This window comes from Microbulbifer sp. MLAF003 (genome assembly GCF_030012965.1).
GTDB classification, from domain to species: Bacteria; Pseudomonadota; Gammaproteobacteria; order Pseudomonadales; family Cellvibrionaceae; genus Microbulbifer; species Microbulbifer variabilis.
In genome coordinates this window covers 4256288-4280271 of record NZ_CP120232.1, presented here as the reverse complement: position 1 = coordinate 4280271, position 23984 = coordinate 4256288, and the positions used below count along the sequence as shown (strand labels likewise).

General features: G+C 50.8%; 34 protein-coding genes. 27 read left to right on the top strand and 7 right to left on the bottom strand.

Annotated elements, in window-relative coordinates:
* The first annotated feature begins 10 nt into the window (after positions 1–10).
* The 22 genes from rplP (at position 11) to P3339_RS20395 (ending at position 11050) form a co-directional block, all read left to right on the top strand.
* Entirely contained in the window at positions 11–424 is a 414-nt protein-coding gene (gene rplP, locus P3339_RS20500; RefSeq protein ID WP_020411391.1) for a 50S ribosomal protein L16, read from the top strand.
* On the top strand, positions 424–615 hold the full coding sequence (gene rpmC, locus P3339_RS20495; RefSeq protein WP_020411392.1) for a 50S ribosomal protein L29: 192 nt from the start codon (positions 424–426) through the stop codon (positions 613–615). Before rplP ends, rpmC begins: the two co-directional genes overlap by 1 nt.
* A gap of 2 nt (positions 616–617) precedes the next feature.
* Positions 618–881, top strand: coding sequence for a 30S ribosomal protein S17 (gene rpsQ / locus P3339_RS20490; protein WP_020411393.1), 264 nt, complete (start codon positions 618–620; stop codon positions 879–881).
* Positions 882–927: 46 nt separating this feature from the next.
* Positions 928–1296 (top strand): 50S ribosomal protein L14, encoded by a 369-nt coding sequence (gene rplN / locus P3339_RS20485; protein WP_020411394.1) that lies wholly within the window; start codon positions 928–930, stop codon positions 1294–1296.
* Between the two features lie 20 nt (positions 1297–1316).
* A complete protein-coding gene (gene rplX / locus P3339_RS20480; RefSeq protein WP_020411395.1) occupies positions 1317–1628 on the top strand; it encodes a 50S ribosomal protein L24 in 312 nt (103 codons plus the stop codon).
* Positions 1629–1659: 31 nt separating this feature from the next.
* Positions 1660–2199, top strand: a complete 540-nt coding sequence (gene rplE / locus P3339_RS20475) for a 50S ribosomal protein L5 (RefSeq protein WP_020411396.1) — start codon at positions 1660–1662, stop codon at positions 2197–2199.
* Positions 2200–2208: 9 nt separating this feature from the next.
* On the top strand, positions 2209–2514 hold the full coding sequence (rpsN, locus tag P3339_RS20470; protein ID WP_020411397.1) for a 30S ribosomal protein S14: 306 nt from the start codon (positions 2209–2211) through the stop codon (positions 2512–2514).
* Between the two features lie 40 nt (positions 2515–2554).
* Positions 2555–2947, top strand: coding sequence for a 30S ribosomal protein S8 (gene rpsH, locus P3339_RS20465; protein WP_020411398.1), 393 nt, complete (start codon positions 2555–2557; stop codon positions 2945–2947).
* Between the two features lie 13 nt (positions 2948–2960).
* Positions 2961–3494, top strand: a complete 534-nt coding sequence (rplF, locus tag P3339_RS20460; RefSeq protein WP_020411399.1) for a 50S ribosomal protein L6 — start codon at positions 2961–2963, stop codon at positions 3492–3494.
* A gap of 13 nt (positions 3495–3507) precedes the next feature.
* Positions 3508–3858 carry a 50S ribosomal protein L18 gene (gene rplR / locus P3339_RS20455; protein ID WP_282951742.1) on the top strand — a complete coding sequence of 117 codons (351 nt, stop codon included), beginning with the start codon at positions 3508–3510 and terminating at the stop codon, positions 3856–3858.
* Between the two features lie 10 nt (positions 3859–3868).
* A complete protein-coding gene (rpsE, locus tag P3339_RS20450) occupies positions 3869–4375 on the top strand; it encodes a 30S ribosomal protein S5 (protein WP_020411401.1) in 507 nt (168 codons plus the stop codon).
* 38 nt (positions 4376–4413) lie between these two features.
* Entirely contained in the window at positions 4414–4599 is a 186-nt protein-coding gene (gene rpmD, locus P3339_RS20445) for a 50S ribosomal protein L30 (protein WP_020411402.1), read from the top strand.
* A 1-nt stretch (position 4600) separates the two neighbouring features.
* On the top strand, positions 4601–5035 hold the full coding sequence (gene rplO / locus P3339_RS20440; protein WP_020411403.1) for a 50S ribosomal protein L15: 435 nt from the start codon (positions 4601–4603) through the stop codon (positions 5033–5035).
* Between the two features lie 11 nt (positions 5036–5046).
* Positions 5047–6393 carry a preprotein translocase subunit SecY gene (gene secY / locus P3339_RS20435; protein WP_020411404.1) on the top strand — a complete coding sequence of 449 codons (1347 nt, stop codon included), beginning with the start codon at positions 5047–5049 and terminating at the stop codon, positions 6391–6393.
* A gap of 41 nt (positions 6394–6434) precedes the next feature.
* Positions 6435–6551, top strand: a complete 117-nt coding sequence (gene rpmJ, locus P3339_RS20430) for a 50S ribosomal protein L36 (RefSeq protein WP_010133825.1) — start codon at positions 6435–6437, stop codon at positions 6549–6551.
* 341 nt (positions 6552–6892) lie between these two features.
* Complete coding sequence (gene rpsM, locus P3339_RS20425; protein WP_020411405.1) at positions 6893–7249, top strand: 30S ribosomal protein S13; 357 nt, start codon at positions 6893–6895, stop codon at positions 7247–7249.
* 87 nt (positions 7250–7336) lie between these two features.
* Complete coding sequence (gene rpsK, locus P3339_RS20420; RefSeq protein ID WP_020411406.1) at positions 7337–7726, top strand: 30S ribosomal protein S11; 390 nt, start codon at positions 7337–7339, stop codon at positions 7724–7726.
* A gap of 15 nt (positions 7727–7741) precedes the next feature.
* Entirely contained in the window at positions 7742–8362 is a 621-nt protein-coding gene (gene rpsD, locus P3339_RS20415) for a 30S ribosomal protein S4 (protein ID WP_020411407.1), read from the top strand.
* Between the two features lie 44 nt (positions 8363–8406).
* The gene (locus P3339_RS20410; RefSeq protein WP_502867310.1) at positions 8407–9504 is read left to right on the top strand and encodes a DNA-directed RNA polymerase subunit alpha; all 1098 of its coding nucleotides are present in this window, start codon (positions 8407–8409) and stop codon (positions 9502–9504) included.
* Between the two features lie 29 nt (positions 9505–9533).
* Positions 9534–9920 carry a 50S ribosomal protein L17 gene (rplQ, locus tag P3339_RS20405; protein WP_020411409.1) on the top strand — a complete coding sequence of 129 codons (387 nt, stop codon included), beginning with the start codon at positions 9534–9536 and terminating at the stop codon, positions 9918–9920.
* A gap of 74 nt (positions 9921–9994) precedes the next feature.
* Positions 9995–10249: a YeaC family protein gene (locus P3339_RS20400; protein WP_020411410.1), complete on the top strand. Its 255-nt coding sequence runs from the start codon at positions 9995–9997 to the stop codon at positions 10247–10249.
* 165 nt (positions 10250–10414) lie between these two features.
* On the top strand, positions 10415–11050 hold the full coding sequence (locus P3339_RS20395; protein WP_020411411.1) for a hypothetical protein: 636 nt from the start codon (positions 10415–10417) through the stop codon (positions 11048–11050).
* 57 nt (positions 11051–11107) lie between these two features.
* Here P3339_RS20395 and P3339_RS20390 read toward each other — a convergent pair whose 3' ends face one another.
* From P3339_RS20390 to uvrA, 7 genes are all read right to left on the bottom strand, one after another.
* Complete coding sequence (locus P3339_RS20390; protein ID WP_020411412.1) at positions 11108–12562, bottom strand: pectin acetylesterase-family hydrolase; 1455 nt, start codon at positions 12560–12562, stop codon at positions 11108–11110.
* 408 nt (positions 12563–12970) lie between these two features.
* Positions 12971–13948 (bottom strand): 5-oxoprolinase subunit C family protein, encoded by a 978-nt coding sequence (locus P3339_RS20385; RefSeq protein WP_282951741.1) that lies wholly within the window; start codon positions 13946–13948, stop codon positions 12971–12973.
* Positions 13945–14709, bottom strand: coding sequence for a 5-oxoprolinase subunit PxpB (pxpB, locus tag P3339_RS20380; protein ID WP_282951740.1), 765 nt, complete (start codon positions 14707–14709; stop codon positions 13945–13947). The genes P3339_RS20385 and pxpB overlap by 4 nt, the downstream gene beginning before the upstream one ends.
* Positions 14706–15455, bottom strand: coding sequence for a 5-oxoprolinase subunit PxpA (pxpA, locus tag P3339_RS20375; protein WP_020411415.1), 750 nt, complete (start codon positions 15453–15455; stop codon positions 14706–14708). Before pxpA ends, pxpB begins: the two co-directional genes overlap by 4 nt.
* Positions 15456–15786: 331 nt before the next feature.
* Positions 15787–16119 carry a hypothetical protein gene (locus P3339_RS20370; protein ID WP_282951739.1) on the bottom strand — a complete coding sequence of 111 codons (333 nt, stop codon included), beginning with the start codon at positions 16117–16119 and terminating at the stop codon, positions 15787–15789.
* A gap of 141 nt (positions 16120–16260) precedes the next feature.
* Positions 16261–16545 carry a hypothetical protein gene (locus P3339_RS20365; RefSeq protein ID WP_282951738.1) on the bottom strand — a complete coding sequence of 95 codons (285 nt, stop codon included), beginning with the start codon at positions 16543–16545 and terminating at the stop codon, positions 16261–16263.
* 127 nt (positions 16546–16672) lie between these two features.
* Positions 16673–19498 carry an excinuclease ABC subunit UvrA gene (uvrA, locus tag P3339_RS20360; RefSeq protein ID WP_282951737.1) on the bottom strand — a complete coding sequence of 942 codons (2826 nt, stop codon included), beginning with the start codon at positions 19496–19498 and terminating at the stop codon, positions 16673–16675.
* A gap of 159 nt (positions 19499–19657) precedes the next feature.
* Between uvrA and P3339_RS20355 the strand changes: the two genes are divergently transcribed.
* The 5 genes from P3339_RS20355 (at position 19658) to P3339_RS20335 (ending at position 23949) form a co-directional block, all read left to right on the top strand.
* The gene (locus P3339_RS20355; RefSeq protein ID WP_353056942.1) at positions 19658–21064 is read left to right on the top strand and encodes a mannose-1-phosphate guanylyltransferase/mannose-6-phosphate isomerase; all 1407 of its coding nucleotides are present in this window, start codon (positions 19658–19660) and stop codon (positions 21062–21064) included.
* Between the two features lie 90 nt (positions 21065–21154).
* Positions 21155–22027, top strand: a complete 873-nt coding sequence (locus P3339_RS20350) for an MFS transporter (RefSeq protein WP_282951735.1) — start codon at positions 21155–21157, stop codon at positions 22025–22027.
* Entirely contained in the window at positions 22015–22335 is a 321-nt protein-coding gene (locus tag P3339_RS20345) for an MFS transporter (protein ID WP_282951734.1), read from the top strand. Before P3339_RS20350 ends, P3339_RS20345 begins: the two co-directional genes overlap by 13 nt.
* A gap of 147 nt (positions 22336–22482) precedes the next feature.
* Positions 22483–23091, top strand: coding sequence for a single-stranded DNA-binding protein (gene ssb / locus P3339_RS20340; protein WP_282951733.1), 609 nt, complete (start codon positions 22483–22485; stop codon positions 23089–23091).
* Between the two features lie 9 nt (positions 23092–23100).
* Positions 23101–23949, top strand: a complete 849-nt coding sequence (locus P3339_RS20335; RefSeq protein ID WP_282951732.1) for a sugar nucleotide-binding protein — start codon at positions 23101–23103, stop codon at positions 23947–23949.
* Positions 23950–23984: the final 35 nt, after the last annotated feature.

The following is a 23984-nucleotide window of genomic DNA, read 5'->3' as shown; positions in this document are numbered from 1 at the left end:
GGGTACGCAGATGCTGCAACCAAAGCGTACAAAATTCCGCAAGGTACAGAAGGGTCGCAACCGCGGTCTTTCTCAGCGCGGCTCTAAAGTGAGCTTTGGCGAGTTTGGTCTTAAGGCTATCGGTCGCGGTCGCATTACTGCGCGCCAGATCGAAGCAGCTCGTCGCGCAATGACTCGTCACGTTAAGCGTGGCGGTAAAATCTGGATTCGCGTGTTTCCGGACAAGCCAATTACCAACAAGCCCCTCGAAGTTCGTATGGGTAAAGGTAAAGGTGGCGTTGAATACTGGGTGGCTCAGATCCAGCCGGGCAAAGTTCTCTATGAAATGGAGGGCGTGTCCGAAGAGCTGGCTCGTGAGGCTTTCGCACTTGCTGCGGCCAAGCTGCCTGTAAAGACAACTTTCGTTAAGCGTTCGGTGATGTAATGAAGACTGCAGATCTACGCGAAAAGTCAGTTGAAGAGCTGAACCAGGAACTGCTGAACCAGCTCGAAGCTCAATTTAAGCTTCGTATGCAAAAATCCACCGGTCAGCTGGCACAGACTCATCTGCTGAAGCAGACTCGTCGCGACATTGCTCGCATTAAGACTGTGTTGACCGAGAAGGCAGGTAACTAATCATGGCTGAAGCAAAACTGAAGCGTACTCTGACCGGTAAGGTCGTGAGTGACAAGATGGATAAAACCATCACCGTTTTGATCGAGCGCCGTGTTAAGCACCCGATCTACGGCAAAATTGTGAGCAAGTCCACAAAGCTTAAGGCTCATGACGAGAACAATGATTGCAGCATCGGTGATGTTGTAACCATCGAGGAATCTCGTCCGCTGTCCAAGAGCAAATCCTGGGCCTTGCAGAAAATTGTAGAGCGTGCGGCGAAGGTATAACCCCTAGCGCATTGACTGCCGAATTGAAAGGTTTCGGAGAGAGACAATGATTCAAGCGGAATCCTACTTAGAAGTAGCTGACAACAGTGGGGCTCGCCGCGTCATGTGCATCAAGGTGCTGGGCGGCTCCCATCGTCGTTATGCCGGCGTGGGCGACATTATTAAGGTAACCGTTAAGGAAGCCATTCCCCGCGGTAAAGTAAAGAAAGGTCAGGTAATGAACGCTGTTGTGGTTCGCACCAAAAAAGGTGTACGCCGTAACGACGGATCCCTGATTAAGTTTGACGATAACGCAGCGGTACTGCTGAACCAGCAATTGGCGCCGGTTGGCACCCGTATTTTTGGTCCGGTAACTCGCGAACTGCGCGGTGAGAAGTTCATGAAGATCATCTCGCTCGCCCCCGAAGTTATCTAAGCCTCGAGCGGAGAAGAGTTATGCGCAAGATCAAGCGTGACGATGAAGTGATCGTTATCGCCGGTCGCGACAAAGGCAAGCGTGGTTCAGTACGTAAAGTACTGAACGACGGTCGCCTGATTGTTTCCGGCATACAGATGATCAAGAAACACCAAAAGCCAAATCCCCAGCTGGGCGTTGCTGGCGGCATCGTTGAAAAAGAAGCTGCGATCCAAGCTTCCAACGTAGCCATCTTCAACCCCAACACCCAGAAGGCTGACCGGGTGGGCTTTAAAGTACTGGAAGACGGCACTAAGATTCGCGTCTTCAAATCCAGCGGCGAAGCCATCTAAGGCTCTTGACGCAAAAGCAGGTTGGTAGATCATGGCAAAGCTTAAAGAGCTCTACACTAAGGACCTCGTGGCCAAGCTAAAAGAAGAGCTTGGTCTCGAGAATGTGATGGCAGTGCCGCGCATCACCAAGATCACCATCAACATGGGTGTTGGTGAAGCGATTGGTGATAAAAAGGTGCTGGAGCACGCTGTTAATGATATGACAGCAATTACTGGTCAAAAGCCCATCGTTACTAAAGCGCGCAAATCTATTGCGGGCTTTAAGATTCGTGACGGTTGGCCGATCGGCTGCAAGGTAACTCTGCGCGGTGAGCGCATGTATGAGTTCCTGGAGCGTTTGGTTGACATCGCGATTCCGCGTATCCGTGACTTCCGTGGCATTAGCCCGAAGCAGTTTGACGGCCGCGGTAACTTCTCTATGGGCGTGACCGAGCAAATCATCTTCCCGGAAATTGACTACGACAAAGTAGACAAGCTCCGCGGTCTGGATATTTGTATTACCACTACAGCTGCAAACGACGATCAAGGTCGCGCGCTGCTGAAAGCGTTCAACTTCCCTTTCAAGGGTTAAGAGGATTCCATGGCGAAGAAATCCATGATTGCGCGCGAAAACAAGCGCGCTCGAACCGCAGCTAAGTACGCCGAAAAGCGTCAAGAGCTGAAGGCGATCATCGCCAGTTCCACTGCTTCCGAAGAGGAGCAGTGGGAGGCTCAACTCAAGCTGCAGAAAATGCCGCGCGATGCAAGCCCGGTACGTCAGCAACGCCGCTGTCGTATTACTGGTCGCCCCCACGCTGTATACCGCAAGTTCGGCCTGTGCCGTAACAAGCTTCGTGAAGCTGCGATGCGTGGTGATGTTCCTGGCCTCGTGAAGTCCAGCTGGTAATTACCAGCTGGTTTAAGGCAGATTTGAGGAGTCTCATAAGATGAGTATGCAAGATCCGTTGGCAGATATGCTGACTCGCATCCGCAATGCCCTGGCGCGCGGAAAGGCGGAAGTCACCCTGCCATCATCAAAATTGAAAGTGGCTGTAGCCAAAGTCCTGAAAGACGAAGGTTACGTTACTGACTTGAATGTAAGCGAGGGCGCTAAGCCTGAACTGACTATCGCTCTGAAATACTTCCAGGGCAAGCCGGTTATCGCTGAACTGGACCGCGTTTCCCGTCCGGGTCTGCGCTCTTACACTGGTAAGAAAACTCTGCCTACCGTACGTGGTGGTCTGGGTATCGCGATCGTTTCCACCTCTAAAGGTGTAATGACCGATCGCGCTGCTCGCCAGGCCGGTATCGGTGGCGAAGTGCTCTGCACCGTATTCTAAGCGGGGGGTCATAATGTCTCGAGTAGCAAATAGTCCGGTAGTTATCCCCGCAGGTGTTACCGTTGACCTGAAAGGTCAGAACATCGCTGTTAAGGGCGGTAGCGGTAACTTGGATATGGTTATTCACGGTGAAGTAGAAGTGAGCCAGGCAGACAGCCAGCTGACTTTTGCCGCGCGCAATAGCTCCAAGCAAGCCAGGGCCTTGGCGGGTACTACCCGTGCACTGGTTAATAACATGGTGATAGGCGTAAGCGCTGGCTTCGAGAAGAAGCTGCAGTTGCTGGGTGTTGGTTATCGTGCGAAAGCCGCCGGTAAAACGGTTAACCTGACCCTGGGCTTCTCCCATCCGATCGATTATCAGTTGCCGGAAGGTGTGACTGCGGAAACTCCCTCCCAGACTGAAATCGTACTGAAGAGCAGCAATAAGCAGCTGCTGGGCCAAGTGGCCGCTGAGATCCGTGCGTTCCGTCCGCCGGAGCCCTACAAAGGTAAGGGTGTCCGTTATGCCGATGAGCGCGTGTATCGCAAAGAGGCCAAGAAGAAGTAAATAGGGCATAGATATGAACGTTAAGAAAGCATCTCGCTTGCGTCGTGCACGTCGTGCCCGCGCCAAGATCAGTGAGCTGGGCGCCGTTCGCCTTACCGTGAACCGCACTCCACGTCACATTTACGCACAGATCCTGTCTGCCGAAGGCAATACGGTATTGGCTTCCGCCTCTACCCTGGACAAGGACCTGCGCGCTGGTAAAACCGGTAACGTCAACGCTGCTACCGCGGTTGGCAAGCTGATCGCTGAGCGTGCAAAAGCCGCCGGCGTTGAAGCAGTTGCCTTTGATCGCAGTGGCTTTAAGTACCACGGCCGTGTTAAGGCTCTGGCTGACGCTGCCCGCGAAGCCGGTCTGAAATTCTAAGGGTTGAGTTATGGCTAGAGAGAAAGACAAAAGCAACGACGAAGGCCTGCAGGAGAAGCTGGTCCAGGTCAACCGCGTTGCCAAGACTGTTAAAGGTGGTCGTATCTTCGCCTTTACCGCACTGACTGTCGTTGGTGACGGCAATGGCCGTGTCGGTTTCGGTCGCGGTAAGGCGCGTGAAGTGCCTGTAGCGATTCAGAAGGCGATGGAAGCTGCGCGCCGCAACATGGTCCAGGTAGAACTGAATGGCGATACCATCCAGTACGCTACCAATGGTCGCCATGGTGGTTCCAAGGTTTACATGCAGCCCGCTTCCCAGGGTACCGGTGTAATTGCCGGTGGTGCTATGCGCTCCGTACTGGAAATGGCTGGTGTACACAACGTATTGGCCAAGTGCTACGGTTCCACCAATCCGGTGAACGTAGTGCGCGCAACCTTCAAAGCTCTGGAGCAAATGCAGAGCCCTGAAGATGTTGCTGCCAAGCGCGGTAAATCAGTCGAAGAGATTCTGGGCTAATCACAGTCCAGATTTAAGGTTATTGGTGGGTTAAGACCATGGCTAAGAAGACCATTAAAGTCACCCAGACCAAAAGTATCAACGGACGCCTGAAAAGCCATCAGGCGTGCGTTGCGGGTCTGGGCCTGCGCCGCATCGGCCACACAGTGGAAGTGGAAGATACTCCTTCCGTGCGCGGCATGATCAACAAAGTAAACTACCTGGTTAAGGTTGAGGGGGAATAACATGCGTTTGAATGACTTATCTCCCGCACAAGGCCACAAGCACAGCGCAAAGCGCGTTGGTCGCGGAATAGGTAGTGGGTTGGGTAAGACCGGTGGCCGTGGCCACAAAGGTCAAAAAGCACGTTCCGGCGGTAGTGTTCGTCCAGGCTTCGAAGGCGGTCAGATGCCTTTGCAGAAGCGTCTGCCTAAGTACGGTTTCACCGCTCGTGTTTCTCGCTTCACCGCGGAAGTACGTCTGGCTGAGCTGGCCAAGGTAGAAAGTGACGTAATCGATTTGGCAGCGCTGAAGAATGCCGATATTATCGGCAGCCATATTAAACGCGCCAAAGTGTTCCTCTCAGGTGAACTGACTAAAGCAGTTACCGTAAAGGGTCTGGGAGTGACCAAAGGTGCAAAGGCGGCTATCGAAGCTGCTGGCGGTAAAATAGAAGACTAATCGAGGCGCCAATGGCACGACCAGGATCCGGTGGAAATCCCCTGGGCAACAGCAAGGGATTGGGCGAGCTTTGGGCTCGCCTTCGTTTTCTGTTTCTAGCGATTCTTGTTTATCGACTGGGGACGCATATTCCGGTGCCCGGTATTGATCCGGAAAAGCTGTCAAACCTGTTTAACCAGAACCAGGGGACCATCCTTGGCCTGTTTAACATGTTCTCTGGCGGCGCCCTGGAAAGGATGAGTATTCTGGCGCTGGGCATCATGCCCTACATCTCCGCGTCCATCATCATGCAGTTGATGAGCGCGGTGACTCCCTCTCTGGAAGCGTTGAAGAAGGAAGGGGAGGCCGGAAGGCGCAAGATCAACCAATATACTCGCTACCTCACGGTAGTGCTGGCCCTGATTCAGGGTATTGGTATGACTTTCGGGCTTGCTGGACAGAATCTGGCTTACTCATCTGAGCCTGCGTTTGGTTTTTACTTTGTGGCGGTAACGTCACTGGTGACCGGTGCCGTATTTATGATGTGGCTCGGTGAGCAGATCACCGAGCGCGGTGTTGGCAATGGCATTTCCATGCTGATTTTCGCCGGTATCGTCGCCGGTTTGCCCGGTGCCATCGGTCAGGCGTTTGAACAGGCACGGCAGGGTGAGCTGCATATCCTTATGCTGCTGATCATCGGCGTAATTGCTCTTGCGGTGGTGTTCTTTGTGGTAGTGATGGAGCGCGGTCAGCGTCGAATCACAATTAACCACGCCCGACGCCAGGCTGGTCGCTATTCTGCCGCACCGGCTGCGCAGGCGAGCCACCTGCCCCTGAAGGTGAATATGGCCGGTGTTATTCCGGTGATCTTCGCCAGTAGTATCCTGCTGTTCCCGGCTACGCTGGCGCAGTGGTTTGGTCAGGGCGGGGAAGGTGTTGGTGCTCAGATTCTGCAGTGGATGGCATTGCAGCTGGGGCCAGGGCAGCCGCTGAACATTATTTTGTTCGCACTGCTGATCGGTTTCTTCTGTTTCTTCTACACGGCGTTGATGTTCAACCCGAATGAAGTAGCAGATAACCTGAAAAAGTCCGGTGCTTATGTGCCAGGTATTCGCCCTGGTGAGCAGACAGCCCGCTATATCGATAGCGTGTTGACCCGACTCACCCTGGTAGGTGCCGTGTATATCGCGCTGGTATCCCTGCTGCCGCAGTTCCTGGTAGTTGGGTTTAACGTTCCCTTCTATCTGGGGGGTACCTCACTACTGATCGTTGTAGTCGTAGTGATGGACTTTATGGCGCAGGTACAGTCGCATCTGCTGTCACACCAGTACGAAGGCTTGATGAAAAAAGCGAACCTGCAAAGCTACGGTCGTCGCTAGTGCGTCACCTGCTCGCAGTTTGATTGAATTGAGGTAAGGTCATGAAAGTACGCGCTTCTGTAAAAAAGATCTGCCGTAACTGCAAAATCGTACGTCGCAAAGGCGTTCTGCGGGTAATCTGCAGCGCTGAGCCACGTCACAAGCAGCGTCAAGGCTAAAAAGGGGCCAGCCCCTTCGGGGTGCGTCCATTGGGCGCCCCTGTAAAAGCTGGAAGAATTCGCTGATCGCTACAGCCCCGTATCGATTGGCAACACCTCAAAATTTTTGGGGTGGGGAGGAGGTGGTAAAGCCTTTTTCCAATTGGGGGCGTTGACTGTCGTCCGCAGCCGTTTCGGGAGGCCGAAACGGTCGTGGGCTATTGCAAATTAGTGTCTGAAAAGCTATTCTTGCGCGCCTTTTTGGTGGCGCCGCCGGTTTTTTAGTCGCTGTCAGCGCCGAAATCAAAGTAGAGCCACATACTTATTTATAGCAGTGGCTCCAATACGTGGAGTACGCCTCTATGGCACGTATTGCTGGTGTCAATGTACCAGACCACAAGCACGCCGTGATCTCCCTGACCCACATTTACGGGGTAGGTCTCACTAAGTCAAAGTCTATTTTGGCAGCGGTTGGTATCGCTGAATCCACCAAAATCCGCGACCTGTCTGAAGAGCAGATCGAAACCATCCGCGGTGAAGTTGCAAAACTCACTGTAGAGGGCGACCTGCGCCGTGAAGTATCCATGAACATCAAACGTTTGATGGACCTTGGATGCTACCGCGGTTTGCGTCACCGCCGCAGCCTTCCGCTGCGTGGTCAGCGCACCAAAACCAATGCTCGCACCCGTAAGGGTCCGCGCAAGCCGATTCGCAAGTAAGCCTGATTAAGGCGCGATATCGCGGTTTAACAAGCCCCTTCCCGGTAGTGAACCGAGGGGATTTGATACAGGATTTAGGATACTGGTATGGCTAAGCCAAAAACTACTGTTCGCAAAAAGGTCAAAAAGACCGTTGTTGACGGTATTGCCCACATCCACGCATCGTTTAACAATACGATCGTGACGATCACTGATCGCCAGGGTAATACCCTCAGCTGGGCCACCGCAGGTGGATCCGGCTTCCGTGGCTCAAGAAAGAGCACCCCGTTTGCAGCCCAGGTTGCCGCTGAGCGCGCAGGTACTGCAGCTCAGGAGTACGGCCTGAAAAACCTCGACGTAGAAGTAAAGGGCCCTGGCCCCGGTCGCGAATCCGCTGTTCGCGCACTGAACAACTGCGGCTACAAGATCACCAACATCACCGACGTGACGCCAATCCCGCATAACGGTTGTCGTCCGCCCAAGAAACGTCGCGTGTAAGAGGGGGCTGATAAAATGGCACGTTATATTGGACCAAAATGTAAACTGTCCCGTCGTGAAGGGACTGACCTGCAGCTGAAGAGCGGCGTTCGTCCGCATGACTCTAAGTGTCGCGCAGAATCCAAGCCCGGCCAGCATGGTGCTGGCCGTGGTCGTCTGTCCGATTACGGTATTCAGCTGCGCGAGAAGCAAAAGGTTCGCCGTATCTATGGCGTACTGGAAAAGCAGTTCCGTAACTACTATAAGGAAGCGGCGCGCCTGAAAGGTGCAACTGGTGAGAACCTGCTGCAACTTCTGGAAAAACGCCTGGACAACGTGGTTTACCGCATGGGCTTCGGCTCAACGCGCTCTGAAGCGCGTCAGCTGGTTTCCCACAAGGCGATTCTGGTAAACGGCACAACTGTTAACATTCCTTCTTACCAAATTAAGGAAGGTGATGTAGTTGCTGTACGTGAAAAAGCTAAGAAGCAGCTGCGTATCCAGAATTCCGTTTCCCTCGCTGCCCAGCGTGGCGATGTCGAGTGGGTAGACGTAAACGCGAGCAAACTGGAAGGCACTTTCAAGCGCACTCCAGATCGTGTCGATCTGCCGGCAGAGATCAACGAAAACCTTATCGTGGAACTGTACTCCAAGTAACAATTAGTCCACTTTAAGGAATGCAACTGTAAACAGGTATGGCTATGCAGACTGCTGTCAACGAGTTTTTGACACCGCGTCGTATTGACGTCACCGAGTACAATCCGAATCACGCCAAGGTGATTTTGGAGCCCCTGGAGCGTGGCTTTGGCCACACTCTTGGCAATGCGCTGCGTCGCATCCTGCTGTCCTCCATGCCGGGCTGCGCCGTCACCGAAGTCGAAATCGACGGTGTCGAGCACGAGTACAGCGCGATTGAGGGTGTGCAGGAAGATGTTATTGAAATCCTGCTCAACCTGAAAGAAATCGCGGTTGTTATGCACGGCAAGGATCAGGCGGTATTGAGCCTGAGCAAGAAGGGCCCAGGTGCAGTGACTGCTGGAGATATCCAGGTAGATCACGATATCGAGATTGTGAATCCTGAGCACGTGATCGCCAATATCACTGGTGATGTGGAACTCAACCTGCGTCTCACCGTAGCGCGCGGTCGTGGCTATCAGCCAGCGGACGCTCGTCGTGACGAGGAAGAGGAAAGCCGTGCGATTGGCCGTCTGCAGCTGGATGCTTCATACAGCCCGGTACGTCGTGTTTCCTACAGTGTGGAAAGCGCGCGTGTAGAGCAGCGCACTGACCTGGACAAGCTGGTTCTGGACCTGGAGACCAATGGTACCCTGGACCCGGAAGAGGCAATTCGCCGCGCCGCTACGATTCTGCAGCAGCAGCTTGCAGTTTTTGTAGACCTGGAAGGTGAAAAGGATGCGCAACCGAAAGCTGAAGAGCCCGAAGTTGACCCGGTACTGCTGCGCCCAGTAGACGACCTGGAGCTGACCGTACGTTCGGCCAACTGTCTGAAAGCAGAAAACATTTACTACATCGGTGATCTGATCCAGCGCACCGAAGTTGAGCTGCTGAAGACGCCGAACCTTGGTAAGAAGTCTCTGACAGAAATCAAGGACGTACTCGCTTCCCGTGGTTTATCCCTGGGTATGCGCCTGGAAAACTGGCCGCCGGCCAGTCTGAAAGGCGACAGCAAGTTAAGCCCCTGTAAGCATTTGGTAGTCGCGGCGGTGCCGCGACTAGTAGAAAGAACCCGAGCGGTGCCACAGCTTAGCGCGACACCGCTCCAGAACGACCTGCTGTGACAGCAACTTAGGTCGTAAGGAATTGAGTCATGCGTCATCGCTATAGTGGCCGTAAATTCAGCCGCACGAGCGCTCACCGCAAGGCCATGTTCAAGAACATGAGCGCCTCTCTGGTGGAGCACGAACTGATCAAAACCACACTGGCCAAAGCCAAAGAACTGCGCCGCGTTGCCGAGCCGCTGATCACTCTGGCTAAGAAAGACAGTGTTGCCAACCGCCGTCTGGCTTTCGCTCGTATCCGTGACAAGGATGCTGTGCGCAAGTTGTTCGACGAGTTGGGTCCTCGTTACGAAGCCCGTCCTGGTGGATATATTCGTATCCTGAAGTGTGGGTTCCGCGCTGGTGACAAAGCACCAATGGCTTATGTTGAGCTGGTAGATCGTCCTCAGGTTGAAGACGAAGCTGCGGAAGCGTAAGCTTGCCAACTAGCCATAGTGCTACGGAAGGCCGGTCATAGACCGGCCTTTTTTATGCGTTTAGAAGGGTTTGTATGTCTTTTGAACAATTACTGAGTAACTTGAACCCCCACATTGTAGCGAGCCTGAGGCGTGCTATTGAGTTGGGTAAATGGCCTAATGGTGTTGTTATTACCCCAGAGCAGCGTAGGCTTTGTGGAGAGGCTGTAGCCAACTGGGAGGCACGGAACCTGCCTAAGGAGCAGCAGGTAGGCTATGTAACTCCGAAGGCCTCAGAAGAACCTTGTGCGGGCAAAAAGGATGATGAGCAGCCATTGAACTGGGTTTAATATCGCACAGATTGAGATCATGGTTTTTGTTTTCAGCAGGCTTTAGAGATATTGGCGCAAATATCTACATCTGGGACGCCCTTTCCATTCATCACTTCAGCTTTCTCTGCTTATATAGTTACCGACATAGAAATATAAAGTTTCCAATTTGCTCGGTAACTGATTATGAAAAAACTGATATTGCTTGCCGGCGCAGTAACTCTAGCAGTTGTTGGCATTGATCACTACGATATTGACGTGCAGGCCGGTGTTGCCAAAGTTCGGCAATTTATAACTCCTTTAACCGAAAATAGTGAATTAGCGAAGGATATTGCTGAGCGTATACCGTGGTCACAGCTGGAAAATGCGGAAGTGGAGGAGTTATTGGACCACCCCCGTGTGAAAGCTTACCTGGACCAGGAAAAGGCGAAGAAGGCTTTGCAGAACTATTTTGCAAATCTTGGAAACCTATCCAGTGAGGAGGCCTGGGATACGATAGAACAAGTGGAAAGTGAAAAGCGAGTTACCGGTTACGAGGCGCTGTCCTTAAAGCTCGCCTGGCTGGAAAAAAATAGTATCAACGAAGCTGAGTTCAAGCAGCGCGCGGAAGAGCTGTTTAATATCTACCGTGAGCAGGCCCAATCAGTTATTAGTCACTATGATCCCCATACAGAGGTGCCTGGCTTCTCAACATATAAAGATCTTGAAAGGTCTATTGTTGAAGAAGTGCAGCAAATGACCTCCTTCCCAGATGGAATGAGCAAACATGAGTACCTTCGTAAACGCCTGCAAGAAGCACGGGAAACTGTTTACGGCTCCTAATTAGATCGCAGTGCCGCTAGTAATAAACTAACAGCACTGCTTTCTTTCAGGCTTTACCTACATGAACAGGCCGATCAGGTCGTAAAACCAATTACTATTGTTTTCAAAGTCTGAAACTTTATCCGTTTCGTAGGCGCGAATCATACCCCCACCGTTATGGTTCACAATGTTGTTGAGAAAATCTTTTAACTCCAGTCCATGTTCTGCAATCTCACCATAGTGCAAGTCGATAATGGTAGTGCAATGGCTCTCGTTAAGATTACGGAACATCGGGAAGTAGTAGCCCCAATTACTGGTTTGGTCCAAGAGAGGGATTAGATTCTCATGGGTGTCCTTTTGCCAGCGTTGGCGCAGTTTATTTAAGCGAGAGTTGGCATCTGGATCATTGTAAATATCTTCGTAGAAGCGCTCATAGGAGTATGAAGAAAAATTACCGTCAGCCAGGAAGTGTGTGATACCAAGGCGATCTGTGGGAAATTTATTTGATAATGCACTGTATATCGAAGCCAGCTGATTGCTATCAAACCCTGGAGTAAAGGATTTTATCGCATTAATTGGGTTCTCTTCATTTGGGTCCCCGTCAGTTGTGTAAGTGGTCCAGGAGTGAAGAACTTCGTTATGTAACGGTAACGATGGGTACTCGGTGCTGTTATCACTATCTAAAGGTGCTTTATAAAGTGGGCCAGAGTCATCAATTAAATAACCATAGTCGACATCCATATCCTCGCGAAGTTTTGTATAATTTAACAGAGCCCCTACACTTCCAGCGCTGCATCCAGCAGTCAGCATTTGTTTAGGCTTCTGTAAATTATTTTTTACCCACGAAGTGACAGCCTGGACATTACGTAATCCATTATGGTGCCAAATTAAATCTGGATTTTGACCGCTGGAATCTTCATAAATCTCTGTTTTATCGCCAACATAAATATCACCGGTACAATAGGGAACATATACTAAATTCCACTCACCAGTCTTGTATTGGTTATAGGGATGGTGGGTGTAGATTAAGGGAGATACGCCGGCAGTCGTCAGGTTATCTAGATTACTGAAATCTAATAAATTTATGTTGCTGAGATAGTCGTCAGGAATGCCATTGGGGTTACGTGCCCCGCGAATGCCCGCCTGCCCTGAACAGCTCTCATAATCCCAGCATGCACCGCCACCCTCAAAATAGAAAACGGTGTTGCTAGTATCGGGCACTCGGTATACGAAGAATTTATAGGGGGAGCCGTTGCCGCACATGGCGCCTGTGTTGGCAGGAACGTCGATTTTTTGCCAGGTGTTGAAATCGCTGGGATCGAAGTCATCGTTAAAGCTGGGATCATCTATTGTTAATGGATACATCCCTTGGGCCTGCTCGGTAGTTACAGGAGCATTAGCACTGGGTGGATTAAATAAATGTTTTAAAGTTGTCCAAAAATTGTAATCTCCGGGCTCTGCTTGAGCATAGGAGGTGATTAGAAATGAGCTGGCAATCAGTGCCGTAATAAAACCACGGAGAATTCTTATCATTATTAATCCCCTTGAGGTAGTTGATATATTCTCTCTGGACCAGGTCGAATTGGGGGCGCTAAGTATAGAGGTCGGTTGTGGCCTCTACTCCTGCAAGTCAATTAGAACACTCGTCCAAATCGCTGCTTCGGTAAAACCCAAAGAGGTTAGTTAATATTGATCTTCTGGTCTAGCAGGAGCCGTATAAAAACTTATTGGTCATTAAGGACTGCTTGGTCCAGGCGGATTTATTGAAGATATTTTATTAATGTTTGAAATTTTTTGATTTTGGGTAAGATGTGTTTCTATTGAAACCGGTGATGCTAGAAGTGACAAGCTTTGGTTTTCAAAATAAAGAGGTATGTAAGGAGTGAGAATATTGTTTGCTCTATGCTCTTAGTTCGGAATTCTAAATAAGAAAAAATACTTTCAGAGAGTAAGTAAATCCCTGGTTTCTGTAGCAATCTCCCTTTGTAGTTTTTCCAAACTTTTCTGCTTTTCGCGTAGAATTATTCTCGCGTTTTCCAAGGTAATTACCTGAAAACTAATTTTATCTAACGCGTTTAGTTGACCCAATCTGTGGAGGTCTGCCCGGATGACATGGGCCAGCCGGGGATAACCACCGATAGTTTGTCCCTCTATAAAAGAAATGATGGGTTCACCATTCTCGGGAATTTGGATGCTCCCCGGATATAGACCGGACGAGATCATTTTCCCTGAAGTTTCAGTAAGAGCTTCACGACTAGGATTAATTGAGGGAGATAGGCGTATCCCCATACGGTTACTCTGAGCGGATACCTGAAAAGAGGTCCCGCTGAACTTTTCCATGATTTCCTGGCTAAAACTACCAGCTTCCGGGCCATGTACCACCCTTATTAGGGGGCGTAATTTATAATTGGGTTGAAGTTCACGTTTTAGTTTTGCAGGCCTAGCTGTCCAAGTATCTACGAAGCCAATTCTATCACCATTTTCAATGGCTCTATCATGATGTCCGCCAAAACCACTGATTAAATGGGTTGCAGTACTGCCTAAAATCATAGGGGTCGATATCTTTGCAGAAATACCTATATAAGCACGCATACCGCTGATAAGTTTAGAAAAATTCAGAATATCTCCACGTTTTACCTGGATAACCTTGTAATACTCAATGGCCCTGTTATTTAAAGATGTTTTGAATTGCGCTCCGGTAATGGCTATTGAGACATCACAAGTGAACTCAATAAGGGGACCGGTCAAGGTAATTTCCAGCACAGGGTTATTTAATGGGTTGCCCAGTAACATGTTTGCGAGTTTCATAGAGAGAGGATCTGCGGCCCCCCCAATGGGAATGCCATAGTGCATTAGGCCGGGACGGCCATAGTCCTGGATGCTAGTTTGTAACCCTGCCCGCATAAAGTGCATGCTCATGGATAGCTTTCCTTAGAGTATTTACACTGTACTTGCGGTGCTATGTCATTAAATTCTGACTCACTGATAGAGTAGAATTCGATGGTATCCAAGGGCTGGGCAATAAAGGGGGATGTACTGTAAGGCTGGAAGAGTTTGATAGGCGTTTGCCCAATAATTTGCCAACCACCTGGTGTGGCCTGTGGGTAGATCCCAGTCTGGCCGCCACCGATACCAACGGCACCTGCGGGAATGTGTAAGCGCGGCGCTTCTTTTCGCGGGCAATGTAGCTTGGGGTCCAGTCCACCCAAATATAAAAAACCGGGAGAAAAACCCAGCATATGCACTAAATAAACGGAAGTGCTATGTAGCTCAATAATTTCTTCAGGTGTTAGGCCTGTGTATTCGCTCACAGTAAGCATGTCTGGGGCAAAAGAATTTTCATAGCATACTGGAATGCGGATTACGCAGGGTTCTCTTTCCAGGAAGTGGGAGTTCGTGGCCTTTAAGAATTTTTTAGTCAGAGTTTTCACTTCCCGTGAAAGCGATTCGTCAAGATATAAAAGTGGATCAAAAGTAATGGTCAGGCACTGGTAAGCGGGAATCAGATCGATAACTTTTAGGTCGTCCTGCTTGAGAATGTACTGTCGCAATCCAATTATATATCGACTAAGGAGTTCACTGGGTTCAGCTGAAAAGCGAATATCCAGCGCGCAATCCCCATTTGCAATGATGTCAAACTCGAGTTTTAGGAAACGCGGCTTTTCTTGGGTAGATATCACGAGCCGATACTCAGCCCATGATGGTGTAGATGGTTGATCAGCCTCTGTGCAATATTAACCGCCTGGGGGTTGTCCCCATGTAAACATATTGTATCGACAGAAAATTTAAGGGGTGTGCCATGATAACTTGCAAATTTCTTTCCCTTAGCTAGCGCAACAGCCCGCTCAAGGCATAAATCTACGTTACTCAGTACGGAACCTGGCAGGGAGCGAGGCGCCAGTTTATCTGGAGTTAAATATTGCCGATCCATAAAGCCCTCTCGATAAAATATGCGGCCTTTCTCCTTGGCTATAACTTCCATTGCGCCATTGGCTAAGCCGATAATTTTCAGAGAGGGATATTCTTCATTGAGTAAGGAGGTAATTTTTCGTGCTAGCACTATATCTGCTTCTGCATCGTTATATAGAGCTCCGTGCAGTTTAATATGATCGAGATGCGCTCCTACTTCCTGAGTAAGGCCTTGCAATAGTTCAAGTTGCTCGTATAAAGAGTCGAGCAACTGATTGATGGAAATTTTTATTGATTTGCGCCCAAAATTTTCCCTATCAGGGTAGCTGGGGTGTGCGCCAACTTGTAACTGGTGTTTTCTTGCATTGATAACGGAGAGGCGCATTATCTCTAGGCTTCCCGCGTGCGCGCCACAGGCGATATTACAGCGGGAGATAAAGGGCATAAGTTGAGCATCCTTTTCACAGCTGGCTAGATCAACACCTTCACCTAGATCGCAGTTGATATCAATATGCACAATGCTTGCCTCTGAAGTCTTGATTGGCGCCGCTTAAACAAATAGGTGCTGTTTTTTTATTTTTTATTATGGGGGCAATGTTTTACTTCAGAGGAAATTTGAACTCCCTTTGATTCGTAACAATCACCCAAGGGTGAGCAAAAGCATGCTTCAACTTCAATATGGTTTCGAAGCATGTCGAGCTTTTCCCAGAGCGGGTCACTTGCCACTGTTCTTTGCAACGTTAAGAATTTTATAGATGCCTGAGCAGGAATGATGGCTTGTTCCAATATCACCGTGTTCAAACCGCTCTGGTTGGCAAGAATACTATCACCTTCTTTTTTAAGTTCACTTATAGCTTCATATAATTTCTTTTTTCCTTGGCGCAGCAGCCGTCTAGAAAAGTATCTAAGTCAGGGTAGGTTTTATTTTGGTATGTGAACTCTAGGTTCTTTAGGATGGCAGGCCCTGCGCCGGCATTATGCAATGCGAAAATTATAGTTGCTTTTTGAGTTGATCCGTCAAAGTTGCCTTGGTCAAATTTAACGACTGGCATCGTCATTACTCTGACCTGTTTATTAGCTGCTTTAGCTTGAAGATAAGTGGCGTAAAAAGAGGCTATAGAAATAAAGATGGCGCTTAGTGCAATTATTAAGTTGAGCCTTTCCTTATTAAGATATTTCATAATTATGTGCCTACAAGTCAGTCAGAACTGGAGTGCGCTCTGTTTGTTTTCTATAGTGGGAAATCGGCGCCATTTGCTAATAAATATGTTAGCTGTTTTGGTGGTTTTTTACTTTACAGCAAATAATGGCGTGTATAGGTGTTAATCTGTTGGGCAATGATCTACCTCTGCAGACATTTTTTGAGAATTTGATTGATAACACTTTTCAAGTGGAGAGCAAAAATAGGAAGACACAGTAATGTTCCATCTTTCTTTGTTGAGTTTTTCCCATAGCTCAGCGGTTTCCTCTCCACGAGAGACTGCAAGAAGCGTGTATTTGTCCTGTGCTGGAATTATAAATTCCCTTCTCTCTCCAGACCATATGGATCCATTCTTGGAGAGAGAATAGGAGGAATTAGATTTAGCCTCTCTAATTTTCTGTCGCACTATCCTGAATTCTTCTTTGCAGCAGGCCTGTAGAAGCTCAAAGTAATTAGGATAGCTATTGCCACTATAATGGTATTCAATGGATTTCAGGATGCCGGTTTTTAGACTGGCACCCTATCTTACTTAACTAACTAAGCATCGGTTTCAGAAAACGTCCGGTATGGGAAACTTTTATTTCAGCAACTTCCTCAGGTGTCCCAGCAGCGATGATCTGCCCACCGCCTGAACCGCCCTCGGGGCCCAGGTCTACAATCCAGTCTGCAGTTTTGATAACGTCTAAATTGTGTTCTATTACAACTATCGTATTACCATGGTCGCGCAGGCGGTGCAGAACATCCAATAACAGTTGGATATCGGCAAAGTGTAGGCCGGTTGTGGGCTCGTCGAGGATATATAAGGTTTGCCCTGTATCTCGCTTGGAGAGTTCGCGGGATAGTTTCACTCGCTGGGCTTCACCGCCGGAGAGCGTGGTGGCTGCCTGGCCGAGCTTGATATAGGAGAGGCCTACATCCATTAGGGTTTGTAATTTTTTGGCGATTACCGGCACGGGATCAAAAAACTCCCGAGCATCTTCTACTGTCATCTCCAGCACTTCGTGGATATTCTTGCCTTTGTAGTGTACTTCCAAGGTTTCACGGTTATAGCGTTTACCATGGCAGGTATCACAGGGTACATAGATATCTGGTAAGAAGTGCATTTCCACCTTGATCACGCCGTCACCCTGACAGGCCTCGCAGCGCCCGCCCTTAACATTAAAGCTGAAACGTCCAGGCTTATAGCCGCGTGAACGAGCTTCTTGGGTGCCGGCAAACAGATCGCGAATTGGAGTGAAGATGCCGGTGTAGGTAGCCGGATTGGACCTTGGGGTACGCCCGATGGGGCTTTGGTCTATATCCACGCACTTGTCGAAGTTTTCCAGCCCATGGACAGCCTTGTAAGGGGAGGCCTTTAGGGTGGTGGCCTTGTTGAGGGCAGTGGCAGCAAGCGGATACAAGGTGGCGTTAATTAACGTGGACTTGCCGGAGCCTGAAACACCCGTGATACAGGTAAATAGCCCAACGGGAATCTCTAAGTCAACATTCTGCAAGTTGTTACCGCTGGCTCCTTCGAGTCGCAGAACATAATCGGGGGCAGGGATGTAACGCTCTTCTGGTACGGCAATTTTCTTTTTACCTGACAGGTATTGGCCGGTTAGGGATTTCTTGCACCTGGCAATCTTATCAGCGGTGCCAGCCGCGACCACTTCGCCACCATGAACGCCGGCACCGGGGCCGATATCGACAATAAAATCGGCACTGCGAATGGCGTCTTCGTCGTGCTCAACAACGATTACGGTATTACCAATATCACGGAGGTGGGTAAGTGTATTCAGTAAGCGCTCATTATCCCTCTGGTGTAGACCGATGGAGGGCTCGTCGAGGATATACATTACGCCGACAAGGCCGGCACCGATCTGACTGGCGAGGCGGATCCGTTGTGCCTCACCGCCGGATAGGGTTTCTGCACTGCGGTTCAGAGTCAGGTAGTTCAGACCTACATCTACAAGGAAGCGAAAGCGGTCTCGCAGCTCTTTAAGAATCTTATCGGCGATCTCTTTCTGTGCGCCTTTGAAGGTCAGTTCGTGGTCGAAATAATCAAAGGCGTCGCCAACGGGTAACTCGGTAATCTGCGCCAGTGTACGGTTATCCACAAATACATGTCGAGCCTCACGGCGCAAACGGGTGCCGTGACACTCAGGGCACTTTTGTGTGCTCAAGTATTTAGCCAGCTCTTCGCGTACAGACTGGGATTCTGTATCCCTATAGCGGCGCTGGAAGTTGGGGATAATCCCCTCGAAGGTATGCTGGCGCACGGTGACATCACCGCGATCATTGACATAGCTGAAATCGATTTCCTCATCGCCACTACCCTGCAGGATAATTCTGCGATGGGTTTTACGAAGCTTTTTCCAGGGTTTGTCGAGGTCGAATCCGTAATGTTCGGCGAGGGAGTCGAGCATATGGTAGTAATAGATATTGCGTCGGTCCCAGCCGCGAATGGCGCCCTCGGAGATACTGCTTTCCTGGTCGAGAATCACCTTGTCTTCATCGAAGAACTGCTTGACTCCCAGGCCGTCACAGCTGGGACAAGCACCGGCAGGATTGTTAAAGGAGAACAGGCGTGGCTCCAGCTCATCCAGTGAGTAGTCACATACTGGACAGGCATGGCGGGCTGAAAAGAGGCGGTCTTCCTGGTCACCATCCATAAAGCTGATGGAAGCGATACCATCAGTGAGATTTAAAGCGGTCTCGAAGGATTCAGCCAGGCGCAATTGCAGGTCTTCACGTACCTTAAAGCGATCTACCACCACCTCAATGGTGTGCTTGCGGCGCTTATCCAGCTTGGGGGTATCGTCCAGGTCGCAGATAAGCCCATCGATACGTGCACGTACAAATCCGTCTCGACGCAGCTGCTCGAACACATGTTGATGCTCGCCTTTGCGATCGCGAACCACAGGTGCCAATAACATGATCTTGCTGCCCTCTGGCAGGGCTAATACCTGGTCCACCATCTGGCTAACAGTTTGGGCCTGGAGTGGCTCATTGTGCTCCGGGCAGCGAGGCTCACCTACCCGGGCAAATAATAGCCTTAGATAGTCGTAAATTTCAGTGATGGTACCCACTGTAGAGCGCGGATTGTGGGAGGTGGACTTCTGCTCAATGGAGATGGCAGGAGACAGGCCCTCTACGGTATCCACGTCGGGCTTTTCCATCATCGATAGGAACTGACGCGCATAAGTGGAGAGAGACTCAACATAACGGCGCTGGCCCTCTGCGTAGAGAGTATCAAATGCCAGGGAGGATTTACCGGAACCAGACAGTCCGGTTATCACGATCAGCTTGTCGCGGGGAATGTCGAGATCGATATTCTTCAGGTTGTGGGTGCGCGCACCCCTTACATAAATCGTGTCCACGCTCTACCTATCTACTGATAATACTGGGCCGGACTTCGAACTTGTTACGCTCAGGGCGATCACAACTGCGGTGCCGGAAAAACAGCCAAGTATAAACTCGCTACCCGATGTGCCAAAATCGTCTGCCGCAAATATCCAACAGCCAAGCAGATTGAATTGATGATTCCCGTAATTCTCTGTGGCGGCACAGGTTCTCGTCTGTGGCCGCTCTCCCGTGAAGCCTACCCAAAGCAATTTTTACCTTTAATTGGTAGCGAGACCATGTTGCAGGCTACGGTGCGGCGCTTGGAGGGAATACAGCAGCTGCAGGCCCCCATTTTGGTGTGCAATGAGGAGCACCGCTTTGCAGCTGCAGAGCAATTACAGGAGATCGGCCATGGAACTCAGTCTATCCTGCTGGAGCCCTGTGCGCGCAATACGGCGCCGGCTATCGCTCTTGCGGCTTTAGCGGCTCTGGAGGGTGGTGATGACCCGTTGCTATTAGTATTGCCGGCGGATCATGCTGTGGCTGATGTCACGACTTTCCAAGAGGCTGTGCAATCGGCAAGTGCCTTGGCGGAGCAAGGGCACCTGGTAACATTTGGAATTGTGCCAACACGTGCTGAAACGGGATATGGCTATATTCGCCGTGGAGAGCTCTTGACAGCAAAGGCCTGGAAAGTGGCGGAATTTGTCGAGAAGCCTGACTCCCAGGCGGCTGAGTCTTATCTGACAGGAGGTGAGCATTGCTGGAACAGTGGCATGTTCTTATTTCGCGCTTCCCGTTACCTGGAAGAGCTGGGGCAGCACCGTGGAGATATACTCACCGCCTGCCGAGAAGCCTATAAAGGTGCTGTTAGGGATTTAGACTTTACACGTGTGAATAAAGTCGCTTTTGCTGCCTGTGCTGATGAGTCCGTGGATTATGCGGTGATGGAGCTCACTGAATCTGCCGCGGTGGTGCCAATGGATGCGGGCTGGAGCGACGTAGGTTCTTGGCTCGGACTCTGGGAACTGGCAGAACGGGATACCGATGACAATCTGCTACATGGAGATATCCTGCTGGAAGAGAGTGAGGGTTGCCTGGTGCGATCAGAGAGCCGTTTGGTAAGCCTGTTGGGAGTGAAGGATCTGATAGTTGTAGACACTGATGATGCTTTGCTGATCGCTGAAAAACAGCGGGTTCAGGAGGTTAAGAAGCTGGTTAACAGTCTCAAGCGCTCTGGCCGCAGCGAGGCCCAGCGCCATCGCAAAGTCTATCGTCCCTGGGGCTATTACGACTCTATTGATGCCGGACCGCGCTTCCAGGTCAAGCGTATTGTAGTTAAGCCGGGACAGCAGTTGTCCTTGCAGATGCACCACCACCGCGCCGAGCATTGGATCGTAGTGCGGGGTACCGCCAAGGTAACTCGTGGTGAAGAAGAGCTGTTGATCACAGAAAATCAGTCCACTTATATCCCCTTGGGGGTGGTGCACAGATTGGAAAACCCTGGAACCATTCCCCTGGAATTAATTGAAGTCCAATCCGGCAGTTATCTTGGAGAAGACGATATAGTCCGCTTTGATGATGACTATGGTCGCGGTTAGAAAAGCCCGAAAGTTGTACGCCTTCCACTACAGCCTGGCGGCTGCTCGCTGTACAATGCGCGCCCAATTTAACGCTGTTCCGGGAACTGCATGAATTCCACTGAGCGCCGGGCCCTGGGCGGGCTGGCTTCCCTTTATGTCTTTCGCATGCTCGGCCTGTTTATGGTATTGCCGGTTCTCACAATTTACGGTGAGGGTTATCGCGATAGCACACCGATGCTATTGGGATTGGCGATGGGTGCCTATGGGCTGAGCCAGGCACTGTTACAGATTCCTTTGGGCCTTCTGTCCGACCGCTGGGGACGTAAGCCGGTTATTTATACTGGCCTCGCAGTTTTTGCCTTAGGCAGTGTTATTGCCGCGCAGACAGACTCTGTTTATGGCCTGATTGTGGGTAGGATTCTACAGGGATGTGGAGCGATTGCCGCAGCAGTGATGGCGCTGGTTGCTGATCTCACCCGGGATGAGAAGCGAGGCATTGCCATGGCTATCATAGGGGCCTCTATAGGGGTGGCATTTATGCTGGCGGTAATATTGGGCCCTGCTCTCGCGGGAGCAGGGGGACTCCCGGTTATCTTCTGGGTGACAGCAGGGCTGGCAATTCTGGGGATGTTGCTGGTCTGGCGAGTGGTGCCCACTCCCCAGGTGGCAAGGCGCCCAGCGGTTTTCAGCGGTGGTTTTCGTAAGGTTTTGGTTAGTGGCCTTACCTGGAGATTGGTTTCAGGAGCGTTTTTTTCTCATCTCTTATTAACAGCTATGTTTGTCGCCCTTCCATTGGTGTTGGTCGACAGGCTTGGCTGGCCGGCGGGAGAGCATTGGAAACTATATGGCCCGCTGATGCTGGGTACTTTTATCCTGATGCTGCCTCTGATGCGGGCGGCAGAGCGCAGCGATAGAGTGGGGCTCGCTTTGAATTTTGCCTGTGTTGCCCTGGTGGGGGGAGCGCGGCATTGCTGCCTATAAATGGCCCCGTAGCTGTTGTGCTACTGCTAGGTATTTTCTTTACTGGTTTTAACCTGCTTGAAGCTCTGTTGCCAGCCCAGCTGACTCGCAAAGCACCTGAGAATGCCCGTGGCGCAGCTTCAGGGCTCTATGCCACACTGCAGTTTTTCGGCACTTTTGTAGGCGGTAGTCTGGGGGGATACCTTTTTGGCCTTGGGGGTGCCAGTGCCGTAGCATGGCTCGGTTTTTCCGTTCTGTCTGTTTGGATTCTGCTTTGGTGGTTGTTGCGGGAGCGGGAGGCAAAAGCTCGAGAGGGTAGTGCTTACTAACTGGTAGTGTCTGTTGTATGCTGCTGGATAAAAATACACTGGTCGCCAATCTGGGCGGTCGCGCATTGTTGGTGTGAGTCACCTCACATCTTAAATATTGAATGATTATTGCCTGGGTAGGACCTGGGTCGAAGAGAGGAGAGGGCCATGGCCAGGGGGATCAACAAAGTAATTCTGATTGGTAATTTGGGTAATGATCCAGAGACCAAATATATGCCGAGTGGCGGTGCGGTCACTAATGTGAGCTTGGCAACCAGTGAGAGCTGGAAGGACAAGCAGACCGGTCAGCAGCAGGAGCGCACTGAGTGGCACCGGGTGGTATTCTTTAACCGCCTGGCCGAGATTGCCGGTGAGTACCTGCGCAAAGGCTCTAAGGTGTACATTGAGGGCTCTCTGCGCACCCGCAAATGGCAAGATAAGAATACTGGTCAGGACCGTTACACTACCGAGATTGTTGCCAGTGAAATGCAGATGCTCGACGGCCGTGGGGAGCAAGGAGGTTTCGGACAGGGTATGGGTGGTGCCGGAATGGGTGCTGCTGGCATGAGCGGCCAATCTATGGGCGGTAGCCAGGGTGGCTACGAGCAACAACAGAGTGGTTTCCAGGGCGGTTATCAGCAGGGAGGTCAGGATTCCTTTGCTCAGGGGCGCACGGCGCCATCACCAATGGCACCGTCCAGCAAACCGCAGCCGCAGCCTAACCAGGGGCCAGCGGGTGGTTTCGATAACAGCTTTGAGGACGATATTCCCTTCTAAGCCCATCCAGTGTCTGATCTACATACCGGTTATAAGCCGGACACGGTAGCGGTCATTACTGCTGGTAACGATATCGACAGCGCTCTGCAGAAACGCCTGCAGCGCGCTGGCTTTCGTGTTCAACAGCTTTTACCCGCAGAGCTCGACCAGCTGCGACCAAGCTCGATTGTTATCAATGCCTCGGCCTGCGCAGACAGCCAGGGCATGCCAGAGTCTCTGCAGGTGGCTAAGCAGCTCGCGAGAGGACTCTGTCAACATGTTATTCACCTTTCCTCTTATCAGGTATTCGCTGGAGGTGAACAGCGGAGATATGATGAGGATGAAGTGGCGGATCCACAGGCTCGAAGTGGTCGCCAGTGGTTGGCTTGTGAGCGTGCCCTGAGTGGATTAGAAAACCTGACTATCCTGCGATTTGGCTGGATGGTGGATAGCAACCTGGAAGCCCTGCTTGCGCGGGTATTACGGGGCTTTATAACTGGTGAACCGCTCGAACTGGATGGTATCAATAACGGTAATCCGGTTACTGTTCTCGATTTGTCTCGTGTGACGGTAGCGATAGCACAACAGCTAGCCAGTGGTGCCTTTGCTCCAGGGGTTTATCATTACGGAAGTTCAGACAGCTGCACCGCTATAGAGTTTGCGTTAGAGGTTGTGGAGCGGGCACAGTCATTTCACGATGAAGAGCGGTTTGTGCAACTCAGTGCATTAGAGGATTCTGGTCAAAAGGATCGCAGTGTTGTGCTGGCCTGTGGAAAATTGAGGGATGTGTTTGGCATTCAGCAGCACAGCTGGCGCCAGGGGCTCACCCGACAGGTAGAGCTTTGGTTAGAACGTTTGGGTGCAGAAAAGTCTGGTTAGGTTTCTATCAGCAAAGATAAAAAAGGCGCCTATAT

Bases quoted from the DNA above. Each gene is read 5' to 3' on its own strand.
- rplP (WP_020411391.1), top strand. From the start codon at position 11: ATGCTGCAACCAAAGCGTACAAAATTCCGCAAGGTACAGAAGGGTCGC.
- rpmC (WP_020411392.1), top strand. From the start codon at position 424: ATGAAGACTGCAGATCTACGCGAAAAGTCAGTTGAAGAGCTGAACCAG.
- rpsQ (WP_020411393.1), top strand. From the start codon at position 618: ATGGCTGAAGCAAAACTGAAGCGTACTCTGACCGGTAAGGTCGTGAGT.
- rplN (WP_020411394.1), top strand. From the start codon at position 928: ATGATTCAAGCGGAATCCTACTTAGAAGTAGCTGACAACAGTGGGGCT.
- rplX (WP_020411395.1), top strand. From the start codon at position 1,317: ATGCGCAAGATCAAGCGTGACGATGAAGTGATCGTTATCGCCGGTCGC.
- rplE (WP_020411396.1), top strand. From the start codon at position 1,660: ATGGCAAAGCTTAAAGAGCTCTACACTAAGGACCTCGTGGCCAAGCTA.
- rpsN (WP_020411397.1), top strand. From the start codon at position 2,209: ATGGCGAAGAAATCCATGATTGCGCGCGAAAACAAGCGCGCTCGAACC.
- rpsH (WP_020411398.1), top strand. From the start codon at position 2,555: ATGAGTATGCAAGATCCGTTGGCAGATATGCTGACTCGCATCCGCAAT.
- rplF (WP_020411399.1), top strand. From the start codon at position 2,961: ATGTCTCGAGTAGCAAATAGTCCGGTAGTTATCCCCGCAGGTGTTACC.
- rplR (WP_282951742.1), top strand. From the start codon at position 3,508: ATGAACGTTAAGAAAGCATCTCGCTTGCGTCGTGCACGTCGTGCCCGC.
- rpsE (WP_020411401.1), top strand. From the start codon at position 3,869: ATGGCTAGAGAGAAAGACAAAAGCAACGACGAAGGCCTGCAGGAGAAG.
- rpmD (WP_020411402.1), top strand. From the start codon at position 4,414: ATGGCTAAGAAGACCATTAAAGTCACCCAGACCAAAAGTATCAACGGA.
- rplO (WP_020411403.1), top strand. From the start codon at position 4,601: ATGCGTTTGAATGACTTATCTCCCGCACAAGGCCACAAGCACAGCGCA.
- secY (WP_020411404.1), top strand. From the start codon at position 5,047: ATGGCACGACCAGGATCCGGTGGAAATCCCCTGGGCAACAGCAAGGGA.
- rpmJ (WP_010133825.1), top strand. From the start codon at position 6,435: ATGAAAGTACGCGCTTCTGTAAAAAAGATCTGCCGTAACTGCAAAATC.
- rpsM (WP_020411405.1), top strand. From the start codon at position 6,893: ATGGCACGTATTGCTGGTGTCAATGTACCAGACCACAAGCACGCCGTG.
- rpsK (WP_020411406.1), top strand. From the start codon at position 7,337: ATGGCTAAGCCAAAAACTACTGTTCGCAAAAAGGTCAAAAAGACCGTT.
- rpsD (WP_020411407.1), top strand. From the start codon at position 7,742: ATGGCACGTTATATTGGACCAAAATGTAAACTGTCCCGTCGTGAAGGG.
- P3339_RS20410 (WP_502867310.1), top strand. From the start codon at position 8,407: ATGCAGACTGCTGTCAACGAGTTTTTGACACCGCGTCGTATTGACGTC.
- rplQ (WP_020411409.1), top strand. From the start codon at position 9,534: ATGCGTCATCGCTATAGTGGCCGTAAATTCAGCCGCACGAGCGCTCAC.
- P3339_RS20400 (WP_020411410.1), top strand. From the start codon at position 9,995: ATGTCTTTTGAACAATTACTGAGTAACTTGAACCCCCACATTGTAGCG.
- P3339_RS20395 (WP_020411411.1), top strand. From the start codon at position 10,415: ATGAAAAAACTGATATTGCTTGCCGGCGCAGTAACTCTAGCAGTTGTT.
- P3339_RS20390 (WP_020411412.1), bottom strand. From the start codon at position 12,562: ATGATAAGAATTCTCCGTGGTTTTATTACGGCACTGATTGCCAGCTCA.
- P3339_RS20385 (WP_282951741.1), bottom strand. From the start codon at position 13,948: ATGAGCATGCACTTTATGCGGGCAGGGTTACAAACTAGCATCCAGGAC.
- P3339_RS20370 (WP_282951739.1), bottom strand. From the start codon at position 16,119: ATGAAATATCTTAATAAGGAAAGGCTCAACTTAATAATTGCACTAAGC.
- P3339_RS20355 (WP_353056942.1), top strand. From the start codon at position 19,658: ATGATTCCCGTAATTCTCTGTGGCGGCACAGGTTCTCGTCTGTGGCCG.
- P3339_RS20350 (WP_282951735.1), top strand. From the start codon at position 21,155: ATGAATTCCACTGAGCGCCGGGCCCTGGGCGGGCTGGCTTCCCTTTAT.
- ssb (WP_282951733.1), top strand. From the start codon at position 22,483: ATGGCCAGGGGGATCAACAAAGTAATTCTGATTGGTAATTTGGGTAAT.